The organism is Malaciobacter marinus, from assembly GCF_003544855.1.
In the GTDB taxonomy this organism is placed as follows: Bacteria; Campylobacterota; Campylobacteria; order Campylobacterales; family Arcobacteraceae; genus Malaciobacter; species Malaciobacter marinus.
In genome coordinates this window covers 1,823,735-1,850,509 of the sequence record NZ_CP032101.1, presented here as the reverse complement: position 1 = coordinate 1,850,509, position 26,775 = coordinate 1,823,735, and the positions used below count along the sequence as shown (strand labels likewise).

Sequence of the window (26,775 nt, the reverse complement as noted above, 5' to 3'; positions counted from 1 at the left end):
TTTTAAGATTATCAAACTTTGACACAAAATTCTGAACAGTCTCTAAAGATACAACTATTTAGTTGTATCTTTTTTTCTATTTTTAAGTAAAACAATTATTCCAAATAATCCAAGTAAAAGACCTAATACACTTAAAATTTTCATGTATCTTTCATAAGGTGTTTTTTCAAACTCTTTAACTTTTTGGTTCTCATCTATAGTGATTTTAAAATCTTTAATATGTGCTCCATGATCACTTCCTACATTTATAACTACTCTCCATTGACCATGGCTATCAGGCATAAATGCAAAGTTTCCATTTACATCTGTTTTACCTTTTGTAAATGGAAGTGAAGCTTCTGGTGCATAAATAGTAATATCTGCATCACTAATTGCTATATTATTAGGTGCAGTTACTCTAACTCCAATTGCCCCATCAACTAGTTCATAAAATACACCATGTGCAAATGCACTTAGGTTTAATAATAATGCTGTAATTATAGCTCTTATAATCATACTATTTTACTTCAAACGAAATACTACTTTGAATAGTAATACTATTTACATTTATATCACTTACTTCATCACCTACAAAAACAGCTGCAATAATTTGTAAACCTTTGTTTTTTACTGGGATATTAGCAATTCCATACTTATTTGTTTTAACATTTAAATCACCATAATCAGAAGTTTCAAATGATGCATTTTCAAAAGCTTTTCCATCTTTTAATACTAATACTGGAAGTTTTTCTCCTACTTTGATATTTAGTGGATTAATTAAAGGAATTACTTCAAGTTTCATTCCAATTGGATTTAAGAAACTATCACTCCATTGAAAATATCTTTTTCCGTATTTAATACTTTTTAAACTATTATAAACAATACCTTTATATTTTGATGGGTTTTTTATAGCTTCATAGCCATTATCTCCCTCAACCCAATAACCAGCATCAAAAGTTAAACTAATCATTGCAGGTTTTTTAGCAGTTAAAAGTGTAGTACCTTTTGAGTAATCAATTCCTGTTTTAATAATATTATTGTTTAAATCATAAGCAGTTGCACCTTTTAGTTGCTTTGCTTCAAATTTTTGATATTTCCCATGTGCCCAAAATTGAGCTTGGTAAGTGTTGTTCTCAGCTTTTTTTGCAGTAATTTGGTGAGCAAACATTGTAGATGTTGCAAGAACTAAAGCTAACGTGAACTTTTTCATAAAATCTCCTTAATTTATTTTTATAAGTAGATTTTAATCTATAAAACATAAACTATTCATAATAAAAGTTAACTCTTATGTATTTTTAGCACAAAATAATAAAAAAATATAAGAGAAAAAATTTCTCTTATTTAAAAAGGCTTGAACCAACTCTTATCATATTTGAGCCACACTTTATTGCAAGTTTAAAATCATTGCTCATACCCATTGAACAATATTTTGCTCCAAGTGGTTTTAATTCATCAAAAATAATTTTTGTTGTATTAAAACTTTTTTCAATAATTTCTTCATCTTGTACATGTGCTCCAATACTCATAACACCTTTTAGTGTGATATTTGAACAAGTTTGTATAATTTGCTTGTAAATTTCTATTGCATCTTCTGGCATAACACCTGCTTTACTATCTTCTTTAGCAGAGTTTATTTGAAGTAAGCAGTTCATCTTTTTATCTTTTGCTTCAAGTTTTTTGTTTAATTCTTCTGCTAATTCAATTGAATCTAGACTTTGCATAAGTGTTGGCTTTAAATCAATAAGATTATTGATTTTATTTTTTTGTAATCTTCCTACAAAGTGCCATTCAAGAGGAAAATCTTCTAAATCAATCATTTTTTGTTTTAGATCTTGTACTTTATTTTCTCCAAAAGCTCTTTGCCCAGCTTTATATAAACTAGAAACATCTTCGCTTGAATTATATTTACTAATTCCAACTATCTTAACAATATGGTGTTCAGAAAGTTGAAGTCTTGCATCTTCAACATCTGCAATTAGCTTATCTAAGTTATCAATTGCTTTTTGTATTTGCATAATATTAACCTTTTAAAAATATTCTATTTATGTCGTTATATATACCTAATAACATCAGTGAGCCTAATATAAACCATCCTAAAAGTGTTAAGTACATAAATACTTTATCACTTGGCTTTCTTCTTGTAATTATTTCATATAAATTAAACATTATATGCCCACCATCAAGTGCAGGAATTGGAAGAAGATTTAATACACCAAGATTAACTGAAATCAATGCACTTATTGCTAAAAGCGCAATAAAACTTGATTCACTAGCATCTGATATTACTTTACCAATAGTTATAACTCCACCAATTTCACTACTTGGGATTATTCCTTGAATTAATTTTTGAACACCTTTAAAAATCATTGTCGATGATTCGATTGTTTTATCATATGCATATGAAATAGCTTCAATAGGTGAGTGATAAATAGTTACAAGTTTAGGTGCTGGAGCAATTCCAATCATTCTTTTTTTGATTTTTTCTCTAAAAATATTTTCTGAATCATTTATTTCAGGATTTATTACAAAAGTTCTAAGCTCATTATTTCTTTGAACATAAAACTTCAAGGCTGTTTTTGTTTGTGTTATTGTTTCACCAATTTGTTTCCAAGTTTTTATATCAGTATCATTTATTCTAACTATTTTATCTTCAGTTTGAAGTCCAGCTCTTTGAGCAGGAGAATCTTTAATGATTTTTCCAATTGTTGGAGATAAAGAGTTTGCTCCTAAGATTGCTATTGAAAAGTATAATACTGCCGCTAATAAAAAGTTTGCTAAAGGTCCAGCAAAAAGAATAATAATTCTTTGCCAAGGTTTTTTGTTATTATATGAATCATTTCCATTTTCTACAAGACCTGGTTTTGTATCATCTTGACCTTTCATCTTTACATAACCACCAAGTGGCACTAATGCAAACTGCCATTCAGTTCCCATCCATTGTTTTGAATAAAGTTTTTTCCCAAATCCAATAGAAAATACATGAACTGTCACTCCAAAATATCTTGCTGCTAAAAAATGTCCTAATTCATGTATAAATACAAGAATTGATAGAACAATTAAAAAAGTAATAGTACCCAATATAATCTCCAATTAATCTTTATAATAATCTCTTAAATATTCATATCCAGAATATAAAGTTAGTATAACAGCCAACCATAAAAGCTGTGTTGCATATGGCCAATTCATAAGTAAAAATCCAATTGCAATCATTTGAACAACTGTTTTTATTTTACCTATCATCGTCGAAGCTACATTTCTTCCCTCATCAGCTGCTACAACTCTAAGTCCTGTAATGAAAAATTCTCTTGAAAGTATTAAAAAAACTGCCCATGCAGAGGCTCTATCTATTACCATAAGTCCTAGAAAACCTGCAAGAATAAGCATCTTATCTGCAAGTGGATCAAGAATAGCTCCAAGTTTAGTCATTTGATTCCAGCTTCTTGCTATATATCCATCAAAAAAATCTGTAACAGAAGCAATAACAAAAATTAAACCAGCAAAATAGTCTAACCATGTTGGATGCCAAGAAGAGAAAATTATATTTTCTCTATCTACTAAAAACCATAGCATTAGTGGGGCTAATGCTATTCTAAAAAGTGCTAATATATTTGGTAAATTAAACATAAACTATTTAAATGTAGTCCCACCATCTACAATTAACGTATGTCCTGTTACCCATGATGCTTCTTTTGTACATAAGAAGTAACAAGCACTTGCTAAGTCAGTTGGTTGTCCCATTCTATTTAGTGGAGATAATTCTGCTGTTTTTTCTCTAACTTCTTCATAGTTTGTAAATGCTTTAAGTGCATCTGTATCAATTGGACCACCACTTACAGCATTTACTCGAATTCCCATATCTCCTAGTTCTGTTGCTGCATATTTAACCATTGCTTCTACTGCTGCTTTATTTGTTCCATGTCCAGCATAGTTTTCAATATATACTAAGTTTCCAGTACTACTTAAACTAACAATTGAACCACCACCTGTTTTTTCCATTCTTTTTGCAGCTTGTTGTGCTCCACAAACAAAGGCATTAACAGTTGCAGTGTAGATATTATTTAGTCCTCTTGGTTTAAGTTTCATAAATCTACCATATCCACCAACAACTGCTCTTCCATAAATCATAGCATTTGAAATAAAAAAATCAATTCTATCAAAATCTTTGTCAATTTCTAAAAATAGTTCTTTATATTTTTCAGGCTCAAGTATATTAAAAGGGTAACATCTACACTTTACCCCAAATTTTGATTCTACATCATCAGCTATTTCTTGTGCTACTTGAGCATTTGAATTATAAGTAAAAGCTACATTTGCTCCCTCTTGTGCAAATCTATAAACGCATGCTTTCCCTATACCTTTTGTTCCTCCAGAAATTACTAGAGTTTTACCTTTTTTGTTTTCTTTCATTATTTAATTACCTCATAACCTTTTAATACATCTTCTAATTTATTCATTGTCTCTCTACTTGGAGGAGTTAATGGTAATCTATACTCTAATGTATCAATCAGCCCAGCAAGATACATAGCAGCTTTTATTGGAATAGGATTACTTTCAACAAAAAGTGCTTTATTTATAGAGTATAAATCATCATTTATTTTTTTTGCAGTGTCAAAATCTTTATTAAATACACTATCAACTAATTTACTTTTATAGTTTGGTAAAAGATTTGCTGTAACAGAGATAATACCTTTACCTCCATTTGCAAGCATTGCATAATCAATTGAGTCTTCACCTGAGATTACACAAAAATCTGGTCTTTTTGAACTTAATTCAATAGCTCTTTCAAGTGATCCAGTAGCTTCTTTTATAGCATAGATATTTGATACATCATCAAATAATCTAATAGCTGTATCAGCTTCTATATCAACACCTGTTCTACCTGGTACATTATAAATCATAAATGGTATTTCTACTGAACTTGCAATAGTTTTGTAGTGTTGATATAAACCTTCTTGACTTGGTTTATTATAATATGGCGCAACAGATAAAAGTCCATCAGCTCCAACTTTTTGAGCATGTTGTGCAATACCTACTGCTTCATGTGTTGCATTTGAACCAGCACCTGCTATTACTTTTACATCTGTATTTTTACATGCAGCAACTGCTATTTCAATACATAATCTATGCTCTTCATGTGATAAAGTTGCACTCTCTCCTGTTGTTCCAACTGGAACAACTACATCTATACCTTGAGCTATTTGTCTTTTGATAAGTTCTTCATATTTTGCTGTATCTACTTTTCCATTTTTAAATGGTGTTATAAGTGCGGTCATCGCACCAATAATATTTTCCATTGAACGATCCTTTATATATTTGCTTTTTTTCTATTTTTAGTTGTAATCTTAAAGCTCTTTTTTTTCATCTTTCTCTCCCTTTTTTAAAATCACTGTTGTAGAGTTATCTTTTATAAGATATTTTTTAGCAACTTCAATAATATCACTTTTTTTCAGTTTTTCTATATCTTCTTCATATTCAAAAAGTGGTTTTATATTATCTCTTACAAAGTAACTTCCTAAAAGAGAAGCAACTGAACTTGAGTTTTCAAGTGAGAAAATAAAATCTGCTTTTGTATTGATTTTTATTTTTTCAATATCTTTTTTAGAAATATTTCCTTTTTTAATATCTTTTATTATTTTTAATATCTCTTTTTCTACAGTCTTTGTTTTAACATCTTGATTACAAACAGCAAAGAATAAAAATAATCCAGGGTCTTTAAGTTCAATATTATATGCATATATAGAATTAACTAATTTCTTTTCATTCACTAAAACTTTATGTAAAATTGAACTTTTACCTGAACTTAGTAATTCACTTAAGGCACTAAGTGCAACTTGATCTTTATGTTCAAAGCTTGGAATATGATAAGCCATAGCAAGCATTTCAACTTGACTATCTTTTTTTACAATTAATCTTTTTGCACCATCTTGTTTTGGCTCAACTGTATATGATTGTCTTACTATTTCTTTATCATTTTTAATATTGTTAAAATATTTTTTTGTTTGTTCAAAAACTTCATCTTTATTAATATCTCCAGCAACTACAACTATTGCATTTTTTGGTTGATAAAATGTACTATGGAAGTTTTTAATATCTTTTATATCCCAATTTTTAATATCATTCATAAATCCAATTGGAGTCCAATGATATGGATGGTATATATAAGCATTATTAAAAAGCCTAAACTGCATATATCCCATAGGGTTATTGTCTGTTCTCCATCTTCTTTCTTCTGCTACAACATCTCTTTCTGGTTGAAATTCTTCATCTTTTAAAGTAAGATTCTCCATAAGTTCAGCAAACAGTTCAAGAGATTTAGCCATATTTTTTGAACTTGATTTTATATAATAATGAGTGTAATCAAAACTTGTACTAGCATTGTTTACCCCTCCAAAACCTTTTACAATCTCATCAAACTCACCAGACTTTAGGTTTTTTGTTGATTTGAAATTTAAATGTTCTAGCATATGAGCAATTCCACTTTTGCCCATTTTCTCATCTTTGCTTCCAACTTTATAGAAAATATCAGTTGATACAACATTTGAGCCATTGTCCATAGGAATAGCTACAATTTGTAGTCCATTTTCTAGGCTTTTTGTATAATATTTTGGTAAGCTATTACTACTCATAAGTTCCCCCATAAATATAGTGAAAAACAGTAGATATAAAATAGAACTATTCGTTCTTTTTATAACATTTTTAAGTTTCATTTTTTTCACCTTTTAGTTATTTTTTAAATCTGCTCCAATAGCTTCACTAATGTGGCTATATCCATCTTTTTCCATAAGTTCTAAAATACCTTCATTTATATTTTTTACAGCCGAAGGTCCCTCAAAAATCATTCCAGTATATATTTGTACTAAACTAGCACCTGCTTTAATTCTTTTGTAGGCTTCTTGTGCTGAGCTTATACCACCAACTGAAATTAAAACAGTTTTATCAAATAGCTCATTTGCTATTTCTTTAAATAGTTCGTATGATTTTTGTGTTAATACTTCTCCACTTAACCCACCAAAATCTTTGCATCCTGGAAGTAAATCATAATCAATAGTTGTATTTGTTGCAATAATTCCAGCAGCACCAGCATTAACAGCTGTTTTACATAAGTTTATAGCTGCTTGTGCTTGCATATCTGGAGCTATTTTTAATAAAATCGGTTTATTTGTAAGCTCTTTTGCCATTTCAAATAATGCAGTGATAAACTCTTCATTTTGTAAATCTCTAAGATTTGGTGTATTTGGACTAGAGATATTAATTGCTATATAATCACTTGTTTTTTCAAATTTTTTAATTAATGTTTTATAATCACTTAAAGCATACTCTTCAGGTGTTGTTTTATTTTTTCCAATATTTACTCCAATTGGTAAAACAAAAGGATAAACTTTTTCAAGATTTTTAAGTACTGCATGTGCACCTTCATTATTGAATCCCATTGCATTTTGTACTGAATTATTTTTTGGATATCTAAACATTCTAGGTTTTGGATTTCCATCTTGTGGTCTTGGTGTCATTGTTCCAATTTCAGTATATCCAAAGCCAAGTGCTGGCATTGATTTTACCATAGTACAATTTTTATCAAAACCTGCTGCTAGTCCTACTGGGTTTATAAATTTTACATTGAAAACTTCTTGTGTAAGTTTTGGATCACTTACAAAATTTCTTTTTGTCAAGTAATTTGTTATAATTCTGCATTTTGGAAGTGCTCTTAATCCAAGCTCTGCAATATTGTGGGCTGTTTCTGGTTGAAATAAAAATAGTACTTTTTTTAAATTTTTATAATTAAACACTATATTACCTTTTTGAAAATTTCATTATTTTATCCAAATTAGATTAAAAAGTCGTTTTAATATCATAGCAAGCCTCAAGATGAGGCTTGAAAGTTAGAAATTTGCTAAATTATATAGTCTTTTATACTCTTTACACTCTTCTTTTAGTTTTGATTCGTTACCAATACACACAATTTTACCTTTACTGAAAACTGCTATATTTGTTGCATGTTTTACTGTGCTTAATCTATGCGCAATTACAAAAGTGATTTTATCTTTACTTATTTCATCTATTACTTCTGAAATTATAGATTCGCTCTCATTATCAAGTGCTGATGTTGCTTCATCAAGTATAAGTATTTGTGGGTTTTTATACAAAGCTCTAGCAATTGCAATTCTTTGTCTTTGTCCACCACTTAAATTTGTACCAAACTCATCTAACTTAGTATAAATTCCATCTTCCATATCTTTTATAAAATCATATGCATGGGATTGTTTTAATGCTTTTATTACTCTTTGTTCATCTATTTCTTGTCCATAGGCAATATTAGCACAAACAGTATCATTAAAAATATAAACTCTTTGTGTAACTATTGAGATATTATCTCTTAGTGATTTTATATCAAACCCTTTAATATTTTTATTATTGAACTTAATTTCACCACTGTGTGTTTCATAAAATCTAACTATTAAATTTACTAAAGAAGATTTTCCTCCTCCACTATCACCAACAAGTGCAAGAGTTTCTCCTTGGTTGACTTCAAGATTGATATTTTTAAGTGCAGGAATATCATCATATTTTAAATTTACATTTTCTAAAGTTATTTTCTTTATCTCTTCATTTAGTATTTCATTACCAGATGGAATATTACTTTTTATGTCAAATAGTGAATTGATTCTATCATTTGCAGCAAGGGCAGCTTGCATTTTATTATATAAAGATGATAACTTTTTAATAGGTGTATAAAGCATAAATAATGCAGTCATAAAAGAGAAAAATTCACCAACAGTTAAATCCCCATCAATAACTTTAGTACCACCAAGCACAATAACAGTAGCAATTGCTAAAGCCCCAAGAGTTTCCATTATTGGAGATACTAACTCATTGGTTTTTACACTTTTTATTGAAATATCAAAATATTTTTTATTGTGTTTTTGAAATTTGTCTGTTTCCGTTTTTTCTGTTGAATTTGCTTTTATTATTTCTATATTGTTAAAAATCTCACTTAAATGACTTGTAATATCAGAAATACTTTCTTGCGAAGCATAAGATAGTTTTTTCATTTTTTTAGCAAGTCTTGAAAGAGGAATAACTGCAATTGGCATAATAACTAAACCATAAAAAGCAAGTTCTGGACTTTGGTAAATTACAACAAAAATTAAAGCAAAAATAGTTAGTGATTCTCTAATTAGTTCAGCAATTTGACTAGATACAGCTGATTGGATTTTGTTTATATCATTTGTAATTCTTGATATAAGTTCTCCACCTTGTTTTTTTTGAAAAAAATCAATATCCAAAGTCAAAGTATGACCAAGTAATTTATCTCTGATTTTTCTAATTATATCTTGTCCTATATATGAAATATAATAAGATTGAATATATTTCCCAAAACCTTTTGCAAAATATAATAAGATAACTAAAGCAGGTATTGTATAAAGTAAATCTAAATCTTTAGCTATAAAGATTTCATCAAGTAATGGCTTAACCACATAAGCAGAACCAGCAGTCCCTCCAGCAGCCAATGCCATACCTATAAATGCGTAAAAAAATTTAAGTTTATAGTCCTTGTAATATGGTATGTATTGTTTTAAAAATTGTTTCATAAAAATCCTAATCTAAAAATTAAAGCTGTAATTATAGCAAAGATTTGTTTGTAAAAAGATTGAGGAATTTACTTAGTCCAAACTCTTTAATAGTTAAATAAAATAAAATAAACCCACTAAGTGTACTTGCTAATGCAAGTCCAGCTGCTTCATAAGGAATAATTAAAGCTAGTGAAAATACAATATTCCAAGCTAATGCTTTCATTGATATTTTTGCTGCTAAAAACTGTTTTTCATGGGAATATAACCAAAGTGAAAAAATTTTAGCTATTCCAAAAGGTAAAAGACCTATTAAATACATAATTAAAATTAGGGCTGTATTTTGTGTATCTATTTGTGTAAAAGCACCTCTTTGAAAAAGTAACCATATTATAAATTCATTGAATATTATTCCAATTATTGTTGCAATACTTAATAAAATAAAAAGTATAAAAGTTGATTTTTTTAAAAGTCGCAGTGCTTTTTGTTCATCTTTATTTTTTATAGCTTTTGAAATCATTGGAAAAAGTGCAATTGATGTAGCAATTGCAAAAAGAGCTAATGGTAGTTGAAAAACTCTATTTGCATAATAAAGATAAGAAATAGATCCACTAACTAAAAATGAAGCTAACCAAGTATCTAAAAATGCTGAAATATGCGCTGTTGAGCTTCCTATTGTTGCACCTAAGAAACTTTTATAAAATCTGTTTTCTTCTTTTTTCTTTCTATCAAAAGTGAAAATTTTTAATAAATTTTTCTTTTTAATTGCAATTATATGAGCTATAACTTGTAAAAAACCACCAATTAAAACACCATAAGATAAATAGTATGTTATTTGGTACTTATCTAAATCTTTTGAGACTAATAAAGCTGCTATTAATGCTAAATTTAAAAGAGCCGTTGAAAATGCAGTTGTAGCAAAATGATTTTTATATTGTAATAAAGCAGCCATAAATGTAACTATGAATATTAAAGGTAAATAGTAAAAATTGATAGCTACAAGTGGTGCTGCTAGTTTTACAGTTTTTTCATCAAATCCTAATGCAATTGCTTTTGTTATTAATTCTGAAAAAAGTGTAACAAATAAAGATAAAATCAATAAAAAACCAATAAGTTGTAAAAAAATAATTGATGAAAATCTAATTTTATGTTTTGCTTTTGCATATGCTGGGATAAAGGCTTGTGTAAATGCACCTTCTGCAAAAATTCTTCTAAAAAGGTTAGGTAATTTAAAAGCAACAAAAAATATATCACTATAAATATTTGCTCCCAAAATTGAGGCAGTTAGTAAATCTCTTATAAAACCTAAAATTCTTGAAAATAAAATACCACTACTATTTGTAAAAATTGATTTAATTAACATTTTGATATATTAGCCAAATCTTGCTTTAGAGGTTCAAAGAAATTATTGTATAATTATATAAAATTTAAATAAGGAATGTTTTGTTTTGAGTTATGAAGAGATTTTTATTTTAGGTTGGTTAGCAAATATTTTTATGATATTTGCAAATATTCTAGTTGTTTTAATGGTTGTGAAGACAAATGATACTGAAAAATTAAAAGAGCAAAGTATTCAATTAAATGAATTAAAAAAAGAGTACGATATATATTATCCATATCATAAACAAATGACATTGTTGGCTTATATGCTTCCTTTTACAGGCTTTTTCAAAGTAGGCTTTAAGTTATTTGAAATGTTTTTATTTTTATCAAAAAATAAAGAAGCAAATGTTTATAATTTTATTGAATATAAATATACAAAAGAGATACAAAAAGCTAAAGATGCTTAATAAGTATCTTTTGTTTATTTATAATTATGGTAATCCTAACTGACCTTTATATTTTATTGGAAATTCATCTGAATTTAATTGTAGTTCGTAGCCTTTTTGGATTATATTGTTTGGGATTTTCCATTCATCTTGTAATACTTTTAAAACTGAACTTTTTGTATACTTTGTATCTATTAATGCTATAGAATAAGCACTTGCTTTAATATCTTCTTTTAAATCTTCATGGTAAAAAGTTGCAAAACTTTGATAAGTAGATTGATGATTTAATCTAATTGCTTTTTTATACCATTTTTCAGCTTCTTTATAATCTTTAATTTTTGAAGAATATAAATATCCTAAATTATTTGCAGATAAACCATCTTTAGTTTTATTATATGATTGTTTATAATATTTAATTGCTTCATAATATCTTTTATTATCTTCATAAACTGTTGCTAATAATGGCAATGCTTTATCCCATTTTAAATCAATAGCTTTTTTACACCAACTAATTGCTTCATCATATCTTTTTAACTTTTGCAATGCATAACATGCAAAATATGAATTCTCTTCTAAAGGTATCATCGAATCAGCATATTTATACCACTCTAAGGCTTTTTCATAATCTTTTAGTTCTTCTGAATATGCATATCCTATTTTCATCGCTGGGATTGGGTCTTTTTTTGCATCATGCCAATTATTATAATAATTATGAATGATTTTATCTGCTTTTTTATCCCATTCTGGCATAGGCAAAGATGCTTTATACTTAACTTCTTTTTTATTTGTTGTTTCATTATTTTCACAAGATATAAAACTTAATGCTACTATTCCTATTAGTACTATTTTTATTAATCTACTCATCTAAATCTAATTTACCTTTATATTTTATTGGAAATTCATCTGAATTTAGTTGTAACTCATAGCCTTTTTGGATTATATCATTTGGTATTTTCATGTCATTCTGTAGAACCCTTAGAACTGAAGCTTTTGTATATTTTGTATCTATTACTGCTATTGCATAAGCTGAAGCTTTTATATCATTTTTTAATTTTTCATGATATAAACTCGAAATATTTTTATATGATTCATAATTATTTAATTTTATTGCTTCTTTATACCATTTTTCAGCTTTTTGATAATTATTTAATTTTTTAGAAAAAATAAATCCTAAATTATTTGCAGACATTTTATCTTTTGTTTTTTCAAATGATTGTTTATAATAAAATACTGCCTTATCATAATCATTTAGTTCCTTATAAATATCTCCTATTCTAAATAAAGCTTTATCCCATTTTAAATCAATAGCTTTTTTACACCAACTAATTGCTTCATCATATCTTTTTAACTTTTGCAATGCATAACATGCAAAATATGAATTCTCTCCTAATGCAATCATCGAATCAGCATATTTATACCACTCTAAGGCTTTTTCATAATCATGTAACTTTTCTGAATATGCATATCCTATCTTCATAGCTGGGACTGGGTCTTTTTTTGCATTAGATAATTGACTTAATTTAAAATATTTATTTATATATTCTTCTTTAACATCAGGCATAGGTAAAGAAGGAGTAAATTTAATTTCCTTTTCTTTTGTATTATTTGAACTTTTATTATCTTCACATGCAGTTAAGTTTAGACTTATTATTGCTATTATTAATATATTTATTATTGTTTTTACTTTCATTTAATTCCTCTTTTTTTATATTATTCTAAGTATTTTATATCTTTAGGTATAAAACTTATCTGTTCTAATGATTCTATTTCTATTTTGCAATTCATTTTTGGTAGAAAATCTGATGAAGTTTCTATTTTATTTAAATCTTTAAATACTACTTTATATTTTAAATCTATTAAAGAGCTTGTAACTATTATATATGAGCTATGATTTTCTTTTTTTATTTTATTTGTAAAATTATTTAAAATAAAATAAGAATTTTCTTTTGGGAAAAAATTAAATATACCATTAGTATCAATTAATGCTGCTTTATTTATTTCTAAATACTCATCTCCATAGGGAGAAAAGAAAAGTTTAAACTCTTTATCATCTGCAATTATTTTTGGTATCTTTAATCCTTCATAAGCATAAAAATCTATTTCATAACCATTTACTGTTTTTACTTTTTGATGACTTTTTATTTCTTCTTTATCTAATTTGAATCCATACATAACAGACTGTAAAAAGCTTAATTCATTTTTTAGTGCTATATCAAAATACGACTCATTTGTTTTATAATTTTCTCCTATAAAATTTGTTATATTTTTAGCACTTCTAAATCCTTCACTATTTATAGTTTTTAGTTCTTCTTTTCTATTTGTTGTTTCTAATAGATATTTTGAAGGAAAGCCTTTTATATTTTTATCTTTACTTTCTAGATATATATCATCTTTATAAAACAATGACTTTTTTAAATAGCTTTCAAATGCACTATCAACAAACTTTAACATTACAATTGCATATGCAATTGAACTTATTGATACAAACGTAATTAAAGGTGTTCCACTAGTTACTAAAAATGCCACTACATTTAAAGTTATCATCCCAACACTTACAGCTAAAGCATCATAATCTTCATTTTTCTCATATTTTATTGCATCTACTATAGCAATAATTATTACTGTGTATGCTGATACTTTTGCAAAGAATTTGCCACTTGCTGTTAAAAAGTCATTATTTGCAAGGTTTATTTTTATTAGATTTTTACCAGCTGATTTTTTATTCATTTTATTTAAAAAAGTTTGTGCTATATTTTCAAACTTTTCATTTTGCAATATTCCTATTAAAGCACTATTTAATCCTGCGAAATCATTTACAAAGCCTATTGTTGATTTTATATCTTTATTTTTATTATCGTAGATATACTCTTTTATTGATGCTATTGCTAACATAGAAGCGTAGGCTTTAAATGCTAAACCTAATTGCAAAGCTCTTGTTTTTGACACTCCTTTTACTTGATATGTTTCATCATTTGAGTATTCTTCCAAAAACTTATCCAAACTTTTATCAATTAAATCTGTTATTCCACACATAAATTTTAAAACAAAATGTACCTCTTTTTCTGATTTTTTAATATCATTATCTAAATCTAAAGGTTCTATTTTTTCATTTTCATCTTCATTATTTTTATCTTTTTTTACTGTTTTTTCATCTTTTTTCTTTTTTTCTTTTTTTGCTAAGTTATGATATTTATCAAAAAACTTTTGAGCTTTTTCTTTTGCTATATTACTTGATTTTAGAAAAAGTAGTTCATTTAAAAGTTGTTTTATAAGATACTCATCAAAATGTTCTGATATTTGATAATTTCCTAAAATAAGCTCTTTTTTAGTATCTTCTAATTTAATTTTTTTGTCTACTATATCATCTGTAAAATTTAAAAGGTATTTAATATCTTCACTAGCAAATATTCCATTTACTAATACTTCTTCATCTAAAGGAATTTTACAAGAACAAAGAGAATAGATAATATTCATACCTCCCACTACATATTCAAAACTGTCTATATTACAACTTTGATATTTTAAAAGTAACTTTTCTAATTTTCCTTCTAAAAACTTTGTTTTAATAGTTTTTAAAATAGTTTTAGGCGATTTGACTGCTTTTTCTTGATAATACTTTATATCTTTTGGAATATAAAGTAAATCGCTTTTATAGCTTATTTTATATGAGTAATCAAAAGATTTCATAATGTGATGATTATCCAATTGTTTATAATCTTTTAAGAAGTGATTATTTTTTTCATTATTTGAAAAAATCTTTTTAATAAAGTTTTTCTTATTTCTTGTTGTTTGACTATTTTTAAATACTGTTTCATTATAGAATTCTTGATTTTCTACAACTGATTTTACATTTGAAATTTTTCCATATCCTATATTTGGTAAAGGAATAATTCTTCTATATGCGATTAAAAAATCATTTCTTATTTTTATAAATTTTTGATAATCTATTAAAGGTTTAATATCATCTTTAAAATCATCTAAAAAAAACAAACAAAAAACAATATGAGCCAAAACTTGTTCTGCATCTTCTTTGACTAGTGTATAATCATCATTTCCTGTAAATCTCATCAATGATTCTTTTTTAACATTTGTAGAGTAAAAAAATTTGATATTATCTAACATAATAAATTCATTATTAAAATAAATGTTTTTTTTTAAATAATGTTTTTTTATTTTTGATTTATTTTCATCTTCAAAATATATAAAGCTATGATCAAAAAATCCTTTTGAATAGTTTGTTAGCATCTTTATGTACGAAAATGCTTTTTTCTTTACATCTTTATGAACAATATTTTCAATATCTTTAAATTTTAAAACATAGTTATATAGTTCTTTATTAAGAAATATCATCTCAATAAATTCTTTATAACAATCTCTTAATGTAAATAAATTTTTTCTATATTTTTCCTCTTCAAAGTCAGAAACATAAAAATAATCTACAAGATTTGCAATAGTATATGCATATGAGTTTCTCTTTTTTATATCATCAAAAATATTTTGATTATAACTATATGCTAATTTATAATTTGTATAATACTCTTCATATAAATCTTCTATTTCTCCTATAGGATCTTCTATAAATCCAACTATAATATTTAAATTTTTTTCTTCATTTTTACTTTTTTGTACATCTAGAAGTTTTTGTTCAATTTTATTTTTATTGATACTATCTATATCTTTTATATAAATTCCACTTTTACTATCTAGGGATTTGGTATCTATTTTTAGTTCAGAAAGTTTTTGTATATCGCTTAGGTTATTTAATTTGAAATTACTATAATAAATTTGATATGAACTTTTTTCTTTAAGTGGAATAAATTTTCTTATTATTTCAGTTTTTGTATCTTGATACCTTATATCTTTTAATTCTTCTGCATTTATTCCGCCATTATTATAAATTTTATATTCTGAATATTCACTTCCTTTTACAACATATACAAAAGCTAAGGTATGAGAATATATATTATCAAATTCTGATTCTTCTTTATTAGTTACATAGGTTTCATCTGCTTTTCTAAATCCTCTTGAAGGTCTTATTGGTTTATATATTTTTTGTGATTTTCTTATTAAATAAAGTTCATAATTTTCTATAGTTTTATCTTCTTGTTTTACATATTCTTCTTCAATCATTTTTTTATTTGCAATTACATCTTCATTTTCTATACTTGGTGGGGCAATTATTTTTGAAGTTGTTTGTCCTGGACTTACTAATACAACTGCTCTTCCTTTATCTGTTTTAAATCATCTGTTCTTAATAAAAAATGATTAGCAGTTGATTTTACATTTGTTTCTGTCCCTGCTGTTGATATTGAAGCTACTTTTGTACATTTATTTTTACTTCTTGGGCAAGCTACTGGGGCTCCTATTATATCTTTTAGGTATAAAGGCTTTGCTCCTGCTATTCGTTCTACTTTTGCTGTTGAAGTTAATGTTACTTTACCTCCACAAGCGCATTGTATAACCCCTGCTTCTATTACATTATATGTATTGCCCATTTTTATAACCTAATTGTAATTTATGGTATTTTAGTTTAAAATAATTTAATTTGTTATTAAAGGAGCTAGTTTTTTGGAAACTTATTTAATATTTATTTTAATTCTCCATCAAGTTCATATTTATTTAAGTATCTCAAAATCGCTTTTTTTATAAATTACAAGTTGTGGTTTTTGTCTAAAATAGCCAATATGAGCTTTTTTTAAAAGAAGTTTCGTATTGTCTTTTGGAATTAGTTCTTTATTTTTGAAGTATATGCTAATTTTATTTTTATTGAAATATGCATATCTTTTTTTATAAGTAACTTTTAACCCTTTTATTATTTCATTTTGAAATTTTATATTAGTTAAATCTTTTGTATTATTTAAATAATATTCATCAATATTATCAAGTTTATTTTTTTCATTAATAATAGCAAGGCTTTTTATCTCTTTTAATCCATGAAAACTCTCAATTGAAAAGATTTTTAAGTCATAATTATAAAACGCTTTTAAATTTTTAGCATTATAAACAAAAATTGCACGATTATTTTTTTGTTTTATAATAGCACTTTTCCCATTTTTATATATTACTACCGCATCTTTTATGATTAAAGGTTTATTTATATTATTTACTTTATACAAATCTTTTATTGAAGTTACATTTTGAGCTTCAGTTTTATATGCATTTACATTAAAACTTGCAATTATAGGAAGGTGATCTGAATAACCTTTATTTTGATGTACTCCTCTTTTTACTTTCCAATTATTTATTTGTTTATTTTTATATAAATAATTTGGTTTAAAAACTTTAAAACTTCCATTTATGTAAGATATTTTTTTTCCATCAAATAAAGAGTAGGGTAGAAGTATATTATCAGGTGTTGTATTTCTTCCTCTATATTTATAAGAGAATCTTTTTTGATATGCTAACTCTAACCAAAGATTATAATGAACTCTTTTTTCTTCTGTTTTAATAGATGTTTTATTTATAAATGTATTATCTTCTTTTATAGTATTTAAAATATCGTTTATTCCAGTGATATTTAAACTATCATCAAGATTTTTATTTAAGTAAAGTGTTTGTTTTTCATCATAATTTGAATTTAAGTCACCTAAGATTATATAATCATAATCTTTTGGTAGTTCTTTTATTCTATTTAAAAGTGTGTAAGCATATTTTATTCTATAACTCTCTTGTGCTTTTTTTGAAGGCCAATGATTATTAAAAATCTTAAATTTTATATTTTCATAATAAAAAGTTGTTTCCATTATAGGCCGAAAGATTTTATTATTAAATTTTACAGAAATTTTTTTATTGTGCAAGATTTTTATATCACTTAAAAAGCCAAGACCAACCGCACCATTTTTATATTTTAAAAGTGATGTATATCTATATCTTGGAAGTTGTTTTTTTAAATCTTTTAAAACTTGTATTGATTCAATTTCTTGTAATGCAATAATATTTGCATCCAAATCTTTTAGAACTTTTGCTAGATTTTTTATTTTGGTATTATATGTATTTTTATTCCAATTTGATTTTGTATTTGGTATGTATTGTTTGTATTCAGTTTTATCATATTTTAAATCAAAAAGGTTTTGAACATTATATGATGCAACTTTAAATTCATTTGCAAAAGAAAAAGATAATAAAAATGTAAATAAAAATAGATATTTTTTCATGTTTAGTTTATTGATAATAAAGTAGAGAGTTCTCTACTTTATTTTTTTGTATTTTGTCTTGATTGATATTCTTGAGGGTGTTTGCATACTGGGCACATTTTTAAAGCTTTTTTACCTCTGTGTACATGTCCACATACTTCACAAATCCACTCTTCCTCATCATCTTCACTTTCAAACTCTTTTCCTGCTTCTAATCTTTCAAGAAGTTCTTTATACATGTTCTCATGTTCAATTTCGATTTTTCCAATCATTTCAAGCATTTTAGAGATTTGTCTATGTCCTTCTTCTTTTGCAATTTCTGCAAAATCTGGATACATAGTTTCATTTTCATAATTTTCACCTGCAATTGCAATTTTTAAATTACCAATAGTATCTTCAAACTCTTTGCCAGTTAGCAATTCATTACAGGCTTTAAGTTCAAGTTTTGCATGCATTTTTTCATTGTTTGCAGCTCTTTGGAAGTGTTCTGCAATATCTCTAAATCCCTCTTTTTGAGCAATCTTCGCAAAGTATTCATATTTGTTTCTTGCCATTGATTCGCCAGCAAAAGCTTTCATAAGATTAACAGCAGTTAAATTCTGCGTAATCATCTCCATTTTTTCGCCACAGCAGTGTAGTTCACCTCCACCTACTGTTTGTACTTCAACAACATTTCCACATTTATTACACTTATAAGATTCATACTGTCTCATTTTAACTCCTGGTATATTTTATATAATGTTTAGATGAATATTCATCATTAGTGATTATAATTCATCTAAACTTAAAAAAGACAATATGATTAAGATATAGAGGCTTTAATCATCCAAATATTTTTTTCTAAATGTGCAATATTATCATCAGCAAATGCCACTGTTGTATTATCACCATTTTCATCTGCAAGTTCTGAAAGTTTTTTAAACTCTTTTAAAAATTTTTCAAAATCTTCTAATATATTTGATAATACATATTTTGCATCAAAATCTGTTTTTTTATCTTCTTTAATAAATGAGTTTTCAGTTATTTCACTTATTAATATTAGAGGTTTTTCATTTAATTGAAGCAATCTTTCTGCTGCATCATCATAAATTGTACTAAATTCACCATATATTTTTTCAGTCATTTCATGAATTGCAAAGAATTGCAAACCTTTTATATTCCAGTGGTAATTGTGAACTTTAGTGTACATTACTAAAGAACTTCCTTGTATTAATTTTAGTTGTTTTAACAATTTTTTCATTTTGATCTCCTTTGGATAATTTTTTTCTTTAGAGAAATTATATCAATAAAAACTTAAAGGAAAATTATTTTCCTTTAATAGTTTTTAATACTTATCTAATTTTTTTATTTTTTTAAATAAACTTATAATAACAAAAAAATTAGGAAATTAAAAGATATATATAGTAATATTTCACGAAAGGTATAAAAGGGTACAAAAATGATTAATTATACAATTTTACTAAAAGAGTATGATTTAAAAGTTACTCCTCAAAGAGTAGCAATAGTTGAAGAGCTTTATTCAAACGGTCATATGAATATTGATGACTTATATAAAAAATTATTAGAAAAGTTTCCATCTATTTCTTTAGCAACTATTTATAAAAATATAAATGCAATGATAGAAAAAGTATTTTTAAATGAAGTTAAAATACCAAATGCAAAATCAGTTTATGAATTAGTAAAAGATGAGCATTCACATTTAGTGTGTTCATCTTGTGGAAAAATAGAAGATGTAGATTTAGATATTTCTAATTTAGTGAAAGAAGCAAGTTCTTCAAAAAATTATACTATAAATCAAGCAAGTATTATTTTTGCTGGAGTTTGTCCAGATTGTTCAAAGTAGTTTAGTTTAAACTAAACTATTTTGAATTACAAGAGCTAATACTACAAGTAGTGCAATACCAGCAGATTTATTATAAAGTTTATTTGCTGTTATAAACACAAGCATTAATGATACTATAAATGCAGCTGCTATATCAAAAAAGTTTTTAGATAAATCTACATTTAATACACTTACAATAGAACTAACACCTAAAACCATAGTAAAATTTGCTACATTTGAACCAATAATATTACCAATTGCTAAATCAGCATTGTTTTTTAGTGCAGATTTAATAGAAATTGTAAGTTCAGGTAAACTTGTCCCAAATGCGATTAAGAATAATCCAATAGCCCATTCACTAATTCCAAATGTTCTTGCAATATTTGATGCACTATCAATTGCAAAATCAGCACCTACTACAACAAAAACAAATCCTATTAATAAAAGCACAATACTTTTTTTCCAATCAAATTTCTCTTTAGCAAGTTCTTCATCTATTTGTTCAACTTGATTTGAACCAATTAAGAATATAACATATCCTGCCATTAATAATAAAAATAAAATTCCATCAATAGCATTTAATTTTCCATCAATTGCCATAAGAATAAAAATTAATATTGGAAATAGTGACCAAGCAGAATCTTTTGCAAATAAATCTCTATCTGGAGATATTTTTTTAGCAACTAAAAATACTGCACCTAAAACAAGGGAAATATTAAATATTGTACTTCCAATTACATTTGCAACAGCTATATCTGCATTACCTTTAATAGCAGCAGACATTGATACTGCCATTTCAGGTAAACTTGTTCCTACTGCTACTAAAGTTGCTCCAATAACAAAATGTGAAATATTATAGTGAAGTGCGATTTTTTCACTTTGTTGTATAATAAAATCAGCACCATAAATAAGTGCAGCCATAGAGATAGTGAAAATTAAAAAATCCATTTTTACGAGTTCCTTACAATTAAACTATTTGGTAAATTATACTTTTTGATTAGTTCTTCTTCTTTTAATCTATGTTCACCATTATCAATTTCATGGTCATATCCTAAAAGGTGAAGAAGACCGTGTATAAATAAAAGAGTAAACTCATCTTGTATTGAATGATTATACTCTTTTGCTTTTTCTTGAACGAATTCATTTGATATAACAATAGAACCTAAAGGCATATTTGGCATATCAAACTCCAGTGGAAAACTTAAAACATCAGTTGGCATATCTTTTTGTCTATGCTCTTTGTTTATTTCTTGAATTTCATCATTATTTGTGATGATTAATTCAATATCTTTATTTGTTAAATCTAAAGTAATCTCTTCAATTTTTTTTGTATCTACTTCAAATTCTACACGATTGTCTAAATCAACCATTAATTGTCCTATTTTTTTTGAAATAATATCTAAAATAGATTGAAATAAGATTAAAAAAATATTTAAGCAGGATTTAACTTGATAAGCATTAGGCTTAGAAAGTTGTCCAAAAAAATAAAAACTAAAAAAGGAGAACATTATGACTAAAAAAGAACTTTATCAAAAAAAAATTGAGGGTAGACTTGAAGAGTTAAAAGACGAGATAGTTATTTTAAAAACAAGAGTTGATAATGCAAAAAACGATGTGCAACTTGAGTATATAAATCAAATAGAAAAACTTAAAAAATTAGAAAAAGAAGCAGAAGAGAAACTTAGTGAATTCAAACAAAAGGGTGATGATTCTTGGGAGAGTTTTAAAGAATCAGTTGAACACAATTGGGATAAACTAAGTGATGAAATAACAAATTTAAAGAAAAAATTCAAAGATGAGGAGTCTTCAAAATGAGAATATTAAAACTATTTTATTTTTTAGTTGTTAGTTTTGTTGTGATTGCTATTCCTTTAAGTGCAAATGATATTACTATTAAGGATATTAAGCAAGATACAAAAGAGTTGGTAAGTACAATTAAAAACTACTCTTTTGATAAAAAAGAACAATTAGTAAAAAAGAGTGAAAAAAGTTTAGAAAAACTAGATAAAAGAATAGATAACTTAGAAAGTAAAGTTGATAAAAACTTTACAAAAATGAGTACAAAAGCAAAAGAAAAATCTAGAGAAACTTTAAAAGAGTTACGAAAACAAAGAGTTGAATTAGCTGAAAATTTAGGACAATTAAAATCTAGTTCTTTAGATGCTTGGCAAACTATTAAAAATGGTTTTGAACAAGCTTATAAAAGAGTTGAGCTTTCTTGGCAAAAAGCTGAAAAAGAGTTGGAAAATATAGATAAATAAAATTAAAAGCTCTTTTGAGCTTTTAATTATTAAAATAGTTCTAACATTTTTGTAACTTCATCAACAGCAAAAACTTTTATTTCAAGTTTTGTTGATGGCTTTTGTGCACATATTGCTTTTTTTATTCCTTGTGCTTGAGCCTCTTTTAATCTCATATCAATTGAATATACATCTTTTATCTCACCAGTTAATGAAACTTCACCAATAAATGCAGACTCTTTTGATAATGGTCTATCTCTAAAAGAGCTTATAATACTTGCAATTACTGCTAAATCAGCAGAACTCTCTTTTATTCTTATTCCTCCACTTATATTTACAAATACATCATAATGGTTTAAAGGTAAATCAATTTTTTTCTCAAGTAGTGCTAAAAGCATATTTAATCTATTTGCATCAAAGCCTGTGGCACTTCTTTTTGGATTTGGATGGGTACTTTCTGTAACTAAAGCTTGAACTTCAAGAATAAGTGCACGACTTCCTTCCATAGCAACTGTCAAAGCAGAACCACTTTGTGGTTTAGATTTATCAAAAAATTTTGAAGCTATATCTTTTGCACTAACTAATCCCTCATTTGTCATTTCAAAAATACCTATTTCTGATGTTGAGCCAAATCTATTTTTAAAACCTCTTAGCATTCGTATTTCTTTACTTGCATCACCTTCAAAATATAAAACAGTATCAACCATATGCTCTAATACTCTTGGACCTGCAATTGCACCATCTTTAGTAATATGTCCAATAATAAACATAGCAATATCAGTATCTTTTGCTTTTCTCATAAGTTCAAAAGTTATCTCTCTTACTTGTGAAACTGAACCAGGAGCTGAAGTTAAAGCTGCTGAATAAATTGTTTGTATAGAGTCAATAATTACTACTTCATAATTTTCTCTTAATAATTCATCCATTATCTCTTCAAGTTTAATTTCACTTAATAAATATAAGTCATCATGATTTGCTTCAAGTCTATTTGCTCTTAGTTTTATTTGTCCCGCACTCTCTTCTCCTGAAACATATAAAACTTTTTTATTACTTTGTGCGATATTTCCAGCTACTTTTAAAAGTAAAGTTGATTTTCCAACACCTGGACTTCCTCCAATTAATGTTAAGCTTCCAGGAACTATACCTCCTCCTAAAACTAAGTCAAATTCACTGTTATTTGAACTAAATCTTGTGATATCATCTTGCTTGACTTGAGTGATTGATTTTGCTTTTGATGTTGTAGATACTAGTTTTGTTGTTTTTTTTAAAACTTCTTGTTGTTCTTCATTTAATTCTATAAAGCTATCCCAAGCACCACAATTAGGACATTTTCCTAACCACTTTGTTGCTTGTTCTCCACAGTGTTGACATTCAAATAAAGATCTTTTCTTTTTCGCCATTTTATATTACCTTTAGCTTTTCTATATGAAATAATACACAAAAAAATCTTATTAGAAATAAAATATTTCAAATTGCAATAAAATGATATGGTCAAAAAAAAGTTACACTTTTGTTACAAACTGAAGCACAACTTATAAAATACTATTAAATTTTATAATTTAAACTAAAATTTAATTTCAATATATATATGATACTCAAGCTAGGAGGAAAGAGATGGCGATGTTTAATAGTATAAAAAGTAAATTGTTAACACTTGTAGTATTACCTGTATTTTTTGCAATACTGATTACTACAATTATTACAGTAAACTTAACATATAAAAATAGTGAGGAGACAGTTAATGATTTTGAAAGCTCTGTTGTAAATGAAAAAAAAGAGTTACTTAAAAATCAAATAATGACTATACATACAATAGTCCAAGGTGTCATAAATAGTAGTGATACAAAAAAAGAAGCAAAAGAAAAGGTTATAGAGCTTATATCAAAAGCAAGATTTCTAGATGGTAGTGGATATTTTTTTGCATATGAAAAAAAACAAGATGGATACTATTTTGGATTTCATGGTGCAAAGCCTGAACTAAACGGTACAAAAACTGATTTATCAAAGACTGATATTAAAGGTTTTGCCTTTAGAGAAGCATTAGTTGAAAATGCAAAAGATGATAATCATTTTGTTGAATATTTTTATAAGAAACCAAATACCAATAAACTTATAAAAAAGATGGCTTTTTCAAAAAATATAGATAAATTTAATTGGACTTTAGTTACTGGAATTTATCTTGATGATGTTCAAGAAAAAGTAATTAAAATTGAAAAAAGAGTTGATGATAATGTAAGTAGTTTGATTATTACGCTTATTTCAATTATTGTTGTTATATTAATAATTTTAGTTTTAATAGTTTCATATATTTCAAAGGTATCATTAATACAGCCTTTAGAAGTTTTTGAAAAAGGTTTACTTTCATTTTTATCTTTTTTAAATAAAGAGAAAAAAAGTGTTGAACTTATTGAAGTTACAACAAAAGATGAAATAGGGAAAATGACAAAACAAATAAATGAAAATATCAAAAAAATCAAGCAAACAATTGAACAAGATGATATCGTTTTACAAGATGTATCAAAAGTTGTTAGTGATGTAAGTTCAGGTATTTTATCAAATAGAGTTAAAGCAACAACATCAAATGCTGTTATAAATGAGCTAACACATGATTTAAATATAATGATTACTAATTTAGAAACTACAATTATGCATACAATTGAAGTGTTAAAATCATATGAACAAAGAGATTTCACAAAAGTTACTAATATGTCATGTGAGGGACACCTTTGTACTTTGATGAGTGGGGTTAATAATTTAGGTATTGAAATTTCAAAGATGTTAAATATAAACTTACACAATGGAGAGACATTACGTGAAAGTTCAGACACCTTATCTTCAAATATGAATAGATTATCAACAAGTGCAAATGAAGAAGCAGTTTCTCTAGAGGAAAGTGCTGCAAATCTTGAAGAAATAACACAAACTATGAGAGAAAATAGTAAATATACAAATGAACTTGCAAAAAATTCAAATACTTTAAAAGATGAAGTATCAAAAGGTAAAGAATTATCAAGAAAAACAACAAATTCAATGGAAGATATAAATAATCATGTTCAAGCAATTATTGAATCAATTACAATAATTGACCAAATATCTTTTCAAACAAATATTCTTTCTCTAAACGCAGCAGTAGAGGCAGCAACTGCAGGGGAAGCTGGAAAAGGTTTTGCAGTTGTAGCTGCTGAAGTTAGAAACTTAGCAAATAGAAGTGCTCAAGCTGCAAGTAAAATTAAAGAGCTAGTTGAAAGTGCAACAATTAGTACAACTAGTGGTAAAGAAGTTGTTGAGCAAATGTATAAAGGCTTTGAAAGTTTAAATGATAATATTATACATACAACAAAAATAGTTGAAACAGTAACAACTAATTCAAGTGAACAAATGAAAGGTTTAGAACAAATTAATAGTGCAATTTCCCAGTTAGACAAAACTACACAAGAGAATGCTTTGATTGCAACACAAACAAATGAAGTAGTAAAAACTGTTGAGGGTATGTCTAAAGAGATTGAAAATGAAGTTAAAAAGAATAAATTCATTCAAAAATAGTATCTTTTTTTAAGATACTATTTTAATTTTTATTTAAAATCTAACTTATAAATAAATCAAAAGTACTCTCTTATTATAATTTTGTTAATATTTAATATTTAATGGAGATTATTATTGAATAAAAACAATTATTTTATGCAACTTCATAAAGCGCTTAATAGTTACTCCACTATTAGTGATGAAACCTTTAATGAATTTAAAAAGTTTTGCACATTAAATGTGATAAAAAAAGGTGAAACATTACTTTACTTAGGTGATAAAGCAAAATATATTCATTTTATATGTAAAGGTTTATTAAGAACTTATTTTTTAGATGAAAATGGTGCTTTATATAATAAAAATCTTTTTTTTGAAAACTTCTTTTCTGCATCTGTTGTATCCTTATTAACAAAACAAGAGTCTTACTTAGGTATTGAAAGTTTAGAAGATAGTATTGTTATTGATATTGATTTTGAATTGTATAAAGAATTGATAAATAAAAACAATGAATTAAAAGATTTTTATATTGCATATATTGAAAAAAATTGGATTATTGAAAAAGAAAATATCGAAATATCTTTAGTTATAGATGATGCAAAAAAAAGATATTTGAATTTTATTAATAAACACCCCAATATTGAAAGTAGGGTTGCACAACACCATATCGCTTCTCATATTGGTATATCAGCTACGCAATTAAGTAGAATTAGAAAAAGCATCAACATATGTAAATGACAAAAACTT

Annotated in this window: 27 protein-coding genes; 6 read left to right on the top strand and 21 right to left on the bottom strand. The window is 26.2% G+C overall.

Going from position 1 to position 26,775, the window contains the following annotated elements; translation table 11 throughout:
• Positions 1-54: 54 nt before the first annotated feature.
• The 11 genes from AMRN_RS09020 to murJ all read right to left on the bottom strand — a co-directional run bounded on the left by AMRN_RS09020 (position 55) and on the right by murJ (position 10,908).
• On the bottom strand, positions 55-495 hold the full coding sequence (locus tag AMRN_RS09020) for a hypothetical protein (protein WP_099312086.1): 441 nt from the start codon (positions 493-495) through the stop codon (positions 55-57).
• Position 496: 1 nt separating this feature from the next.
• Positions 497-1,189: a DUF4198 domain-containing protein gene (locus AMRN_RS09015; RefSeq protein WP_099312088.1), complete on the bottom strand. Its 693-nt coding sequence runs from the start codon at positions 1,187-1,189 to the stop codon at positions 497-499.
• A 127-nt stretch (positions 1,190-1,316) separates the two neighbouring features.
• A complete protein-coding gene (locus tag AMRN_RS09010) occupies positions 1,317-1,994 on the bottom strand; it encodes a YggS family pyridoxal phosphate-dependent enzyme (RefSeq protein WP_099312090.1) in 678 nt (225 codons plus the stop codon).
• Positions 1,995-1,998: 4 nt separating this feature from the next.
• On the bottom strand, positions 1,999-3,057 hold the full coding sequence (rseP, locus tag AMRN_RS09005; RefSeq protein ID WP_099312116.1) for an RIP metalloprotease RseP: 1,059 nt from the start codon (positions 3,055-3,057) through the stop codon (positions 1,999-2,001).
• A 12-nt stretch (positions 3,058-3,069) separates the two neighbouring features.
• Positions 3,070-3,603 carry a CDP-diacylglycerol--glycerol-3-phosphate 3-phosphatidyltransferase gene (gene pgsA / locus AMRN_RS09000; protein ID WP_099312092.1) on the bottom strand — a complete coding sequence of 178 codons (534 nt, stop codon included), beginning with the start codon at positions 3,601-3,603 and terminating at the stop codon, positions 3,070-3,072.
• A gap of 3 nt (positions 3,604-3,606) precedes the next feature.
• Positions 3,607-4,386 (bottom strand): enoyl-ACP reductase, encoded by a 780-nt coding sequence (locus AMRN_RS08995; RefSeq protein WP_099312094.1) that lies wholly within the window; start codon positions 4,384-4,386, stop codon positions 3,607-3,609.
• A complete protein-coding gene (dapA, locus tag AMRN_RS08990) occupies positions 4,386-5,273 on the bottom strand; it encodes a 4-hydroxy-tetrahydrodipicolinate synthase (protein ID WP_099312096.1) in 888 nt (295 codons plus the stop codon). The genes AMRN_RS08995 and dapA overlap by 1 nt, the downstream gene beginning before the upstream one ends.
• A gap of 48 nt (positions 5,274-5,321) precedes the next feature.
• The gene (locus AMRN_RS08985) at positions 5,322-6,617 is read right to left on the bottom strand and encodes a M16 family metallopeptidase (RefSeq protein WP_409454895.1); all 1,296 of its coding nucleotides are present in this window, start codon (positions 6,615-6,617) and stop codon (positions 5,322-5,324) included.
• 81 nt (positions 6,618-6,698) lie between these two features.
• On the bottom strand, positions 6,699-7,763 hold the full coding sequence (locus AMRN_RS08980; protein WP_099312098.1) for a quinone-dependent dihydroorotate dehydrogenase: 1,065 nt from the start codon (positions 7,761-7,763) through the stop codon (positions 6,699-6,701).
• A gap of 93 nt (positions 7,764-7,856) precedes the next feature.
• Entirely contained in the window at positions 7,857-9,566 is a 1,710-nt protein-coding gene (locus tag AMRN_RS08975; RefSeq protein ID WP_099312100.1) for an ABC transporter ATP-binding protein, read from the bottom strand.
• 31 nt (positions 9,567-9,597) lie between these two features.
• Complete coding sequence (gene murJ, locus AMRN_RS08970) at positions 9,598-10,908, bottom strand: murein biosynthesis integral membrane protein MurJ (RefSeq protein ID WP_099312102.1); 1,311 nt, start codon at positions 10,906-10,908, stop codon at positions 9,598-9,600.
• Positions 10,909-10,993: 85 nt separating this feature from the next.
• Here murJ and AMRN_RS08965 point away from each other — a divergent pair, with 85 nt between their 5' ends.
• Positions 10,994-11,335, top strand: coding sequence for a hypothetical protein (locus tag AMRN_RS08965; protein WP_099312104.1), 342 nt, complete (start codon positions 10,994-10,996; stop codon positions 11,333-11,335).
• 24 nt (positions 11,336-11,359) lie between these two features.
• Here the strand turns inward: AMRN_RS08965 and AMRN_RS08960 are convergent, their stop codons facing one another.
• The 7 genes from AMRN_RS08960 to AMRN_RS08930 all read right to left on the bottom strand — a co-directional run bounded on the left by AMRN_RS08960 (position 11,360) and on the right by AMRN_RS08930 (position 19,687).
• On the bottom strand, positions 11,360-12,178 hold the full coding sequence (locus tag AMRN_RS08960) for a tetratricopeptide repeat protein (protein WP_118897417.1): 819 nt from the start codon (positions 12,176-12,178) through the stop codon (positions 11,360-11,362).
• A complete protein-coding gene (locus AMRN_RS08955; protein WP_118897415.1) occupies positions 12,171-13,004 on the bottom strand; it encodes a tetratricopeptide repeat protein in 834 nt (277 codons plus the stop codon). Before AMRN_RS08955 ends, AMRN_RS08960 begins: the two co-directional genes overlap by 8 nt.
• 20 nt (positions 13,005-13,024) lie before the next feature.
• The gene (locus AMRN_RS08950; RefSeq protein WP_099310140.1) at positions 13,025-16,444 is read right to left on the bottom strand and encodes a hypothetical protein; all 3,420 of its coding nucleotides are present in this window, start codon (positions 16,442-16,444) and stop codon (positions 13,025-13,027) included.
• 77 nt (positions 16,445-16,521) lie between these two features.
• Positions 16,522-16,809 carry a hypothetical protein gene (locus AMRN_RS08945; protein ID WP_118897413.1) on the bottom strand — a complete coding sequence of 96 codons (288 nt, stop codon included), beginning with the start codon at positions 16,807-16,809 and terminating at the stop codon, positions 16,522-16,524.
• A 120-nt stretch (positions 16,810-16,929) separates the two neighbouring features.
• Positions 16,930-18,468 carry an endonuclease/exonuclease/phosphatase family protein gene (locus AMRN_RS08940; protein ID WP_099310329.1) on the bottom strand — a complete coding sequence of 513 codons (1,539 nt, stop codon included), beginning with the start codon at positions 18,466-18,468 and terminating at the stop codon, positions 16,930-16,932.
• Positions 18,469-18,506: 38 nt separating this feature from the next.
• Entirely contained in the window at positions 18,507-19,160 is a 654-nt protein-coding gene (locus AMRN_RS08935; RefSeq protein WP_099310328.1) for a ferritin family protein, read from the bottom strand.
• A gap of 89 nt (positions 19,161-19,249) precedes the next feature.
• Positions 19,250-19,687, bottom strand: a complete 438-nt coding sequence (locus AMRN_RS08930; RefSeq protein ID WP_099310327.1) for a Dps family protein — start codon at positions 19,685-19,687, stop codon at positions 19,250-19,252.
• Positions 19,688-19,885: 198 nt separating this feature from the next.
• On the opposite strand from AMRN_RS08930, the gene AMRN_RS08925 reads away from it, so the two are divergent.
• Positions 19,886-20,290: a Fur family transcriptional regulator gene (locus AMRN_RS08925; protein ID WP_099310326.1), complete on the top strand. Its 405-nt coding sequence runs from the start codon at positions 19,886-19,888 to the stop codon at positions 20,288-20,290.
• 6 nt (positions 20,291-20,296) lie between these two features.
• Here AMRN_RS08925 and AMRN_RS08920 read toward each other — a convergent pair whose 3' ends face one another.
• Together AMRN_RS08920 and ybeY are read right to left on the bottom strand one after the other, a co-directional pair.
• Entirely contained in the window at positions 20,297-21,217 is a 921-nt protein-coding gene (locus tag AMRN_RS08920) for a calcium/sodium antiporter (RefSeq protein WP_099310325.1), read from the bottom strand.
• 2 nt (positions 21,218-21,219) lie between these two features.
• Positions 21,220-21,639 carry an rRNA maturation RNase YbeY gene (ybeY, locus tag AMRN_RS08915; RefSeq protein ID WP_099310334.1) on the bottom strand — a complete coding sequence of 140 codons (420 nt, stop codon included), beginning with the start codon at positions 21,637-21,639 and terminating at the stop codon, positions 21,220-21,222.
• Between the two features lie 139 nt (positions 21,640-21,778).
• Here ybeY and AMRN_RS08910 point away from each other — a divergent pair, with 139 nt between their 5' ends.
• Both AMRN_RS08910 and AMRN_RS08905 read left to right on the top strand, forming a co-directional pair.
• A complete protein-coding gene (locus AMRN_RS08910) occupies positions 21,779-22,084 on the top strand; it encodes a sll1863 family stress response protein (RefSeq protein ID WP_099310324.1) in 306 nt (101 codons plus the stop codon).
• Positions 22,081-22,530: a sll1863 family stress response protein gene (locus AMRN_RS08905; RefSeq protein ID WP_099310323.1), complete on the top strand. Its 450-nt coding sequence runs from the start codon at positions 22,081-22,083 to the stop codon at positions 22,528-22,530. Before AMRN_RS08910 ends, AMRN_RS08905 begins: the two co-directional genes overlap by 4 nt.
• Before the next feature lie 29 nt (positions 22,531-22,559).
• Here the strand turns inward: AMRN_RS08905 and radA are convergent, their stop codons facing one another.
• On the bottom strand, positions 22,560-23,909 hold the full coding sequence (gene radA / locus AMRN_RS08900) for a DNA repair protein RadA (protein WP_099310322.1): 1,350 nt from the start codon (positions 23,907-23,909) through the stop codon (positions 22,560-22,562).
• 220 nt (positions 23,910-24,129) lie between these two features.
• On the opposite strand from radA, the gene AMRN_RS08895 reads away from it, so the two are divergent.
• Both AMRN_RS08895 and AMRN_RS08890 read left to right on the top strand, forming a co-directional pair.
• A complete protein-coding gene (locus AMRN_RS08895) occupies positions 24,130-26,052 on the top strand; it encodes a methyl-accepting chemotaxis protein (protein ID WP_165772830.1) in 1,923 nt (640 codons plus the stop codon).
• 114 nt (positions 26,053-26,166) lie between these two features.
• Positions 26,167-26,766, top strand: coding sequence for a Crp/Fnr family transcriptional regulator (locus AMRN_RS08890; protein WP_196778517.1), 600 nt, complete (start codon positions 26,167-26,169; stop codon positions 26,764-26,766).
• Positions 26,767-26,775 lie beyond the last annotated feature (9 nt).

Bases quoted from the DNA above. Each gene is read 5' to 3' on its own strand.
- dapA (WP_099312096.1), bottom strand. From the start codon at position 5,273: ATGGAAAATATTATTGGTGCGATGACCGCACTTATAACACCATTTAAA.
- AMRN_RS08940 (WP_099310329.1), bottom strand. From the start codon at position 18,468: ATGAAAAAATATCTATTTTTATTTACATTTTTATTATCTTTTTCTTTT.
- AMRN_RS08920 (WP_099310325.1), bottom strand. From the start codon at position 21,217: ATGGATTTTTTAATTTTCACTATCTCTATGGCTGCACTTATTTATGGT.
- AMRN_RS08910 (WP_099310324.1), top strand. From the start codon at position 21,779: ATGACTAAAAAAGAACTTTATCAAAAAAAAATTGAGGGTAGACTTGAA.
- AMRN_RS08945 (WP_118897413.1), bottom strand. From the start codon at position 16,809: ATGGGCAATACATATAATGTAATAGAAGCAGGGGTTATACAATGCGCT.
- AMRN_RS08975 (WP_099312100.1), bottom strand. From the start codon at position 9,566: ATGAAACAATTTTTAAAACAATACATACCATATTACAAGGACTATAAA.
- AMRN_RS08895 (WP_165772830.1), top strand. From the start codon at position 24,130: ATGTTTAATAGTATAAAAAGTAAATTGTTAACACTTGTAGTATTACCT.
- AMRN_RS08925 (WP_099310326.1), top strand. From the start codon at position 19,886: ATGATTAATTATACAATTTTACTAAAAGAGTATGATTTAAAAGTTACT.
- ybeY (WP_099310334.1), bottom strand. From the start codon at position 21,639: ATGGTTGATTTAGACAATCGTGTAGAATTTGAAGTAGATACAAAAAAA.
- AMRN_RS08930 (WP_099310327.1), bottom strand. From the start codon at position 19,687: ATGAAAAAATTGTTAAAACAACTAAAATTAATACAAGGAAGTTCTTTA.
- AMRN_RS09020 (WP_099312086.1), bottom strand. From the start codon at position 495: ATGATTATAAGAGCTATAATTACAGCATTATTATTAAACCTAAGTGCA.
- AMRN_RS08905 (WP_099310323.1), top strand. From the start codon at position 22,081: ATGAGAATATTAAAACTATTTTATTTTTTAGTTGTTAGTTTTGTTGTG.
- AMRN_RS08950 (WP_099310140.1), bottom strand. From the start codon at position 16,444: ATGATTGAAGAAGAATATGTAAAACAAGAAGATAAAACTATAGAAAAT.
- AMRN_RS08995 (WP_099312094.1), bottom strand. From the start codon at position 4,386: ATGAAAGAAAACAAAAAAGGTAAAACTCTAGTAATTTCTGGAGGAACA.
- AMRN_RS09010 (WP_099312090.1), bottom strand. From the start codon at position 1,994: ATGCAAATACAAAAAGCAATTGATAACTTAGATAAGCTAATTGCAGAT.
- AMRN_RS08955 (WP_118897415.1), bottom strand. From the start codon at position 13,004: ATGAAAGTAAAAACAATAATAAATATATTAATAATAGCAATAATAAGT.
- pgsA (WP_099312092.1), bottom strand. From the start codon at position 3,603: ATGTTTAATTTACCAAATATATTAGCACTTTTTAGAATAGCATTAGCC.
- AMRN_RS08985 (WP_409454895.1), bottom strand. From the start codon at position 6,617: ATGGGGGAACTTATGAGTAGTAATAGCTTACCAAAATATTATACAAAA.
- AMRN_RS08960 (WP_118897417.1), bottom strand. From the start codon at position 12,178: ATGAGTAGATTAATAAAAATAGTACTAATAGGAATAGTAGCATTAAGT.
- murJ (WP_099312102.1), bottom strand. From the start codon at position 10,908: ATGTTAATTAAATCAATTTTTACAAATAGTAGTGGTATTTTATTTTCA.
- radA (WP_099310322.1), bottom strand. From the start codon at position 23,909: ATGGCGAAAAAGAAAAGATCTTTATTTGAATGTCAACACTGTGGAGAA.
- AMRN_RS08935 (WP_099310328.1), bottom strand. From the start codon at position 19,160: ATGAGACAGTATGAATCTTATAAGTGTAATAAATGTGGAAATGTTGTT.
- AMRN_RS09015 (WP_099312088.1), bottom strand. From the start codon at position 1,189: ATGAAAAAGTTCACGTTAGCTTTAGTTCTTGCAACATCTACAATGTTT.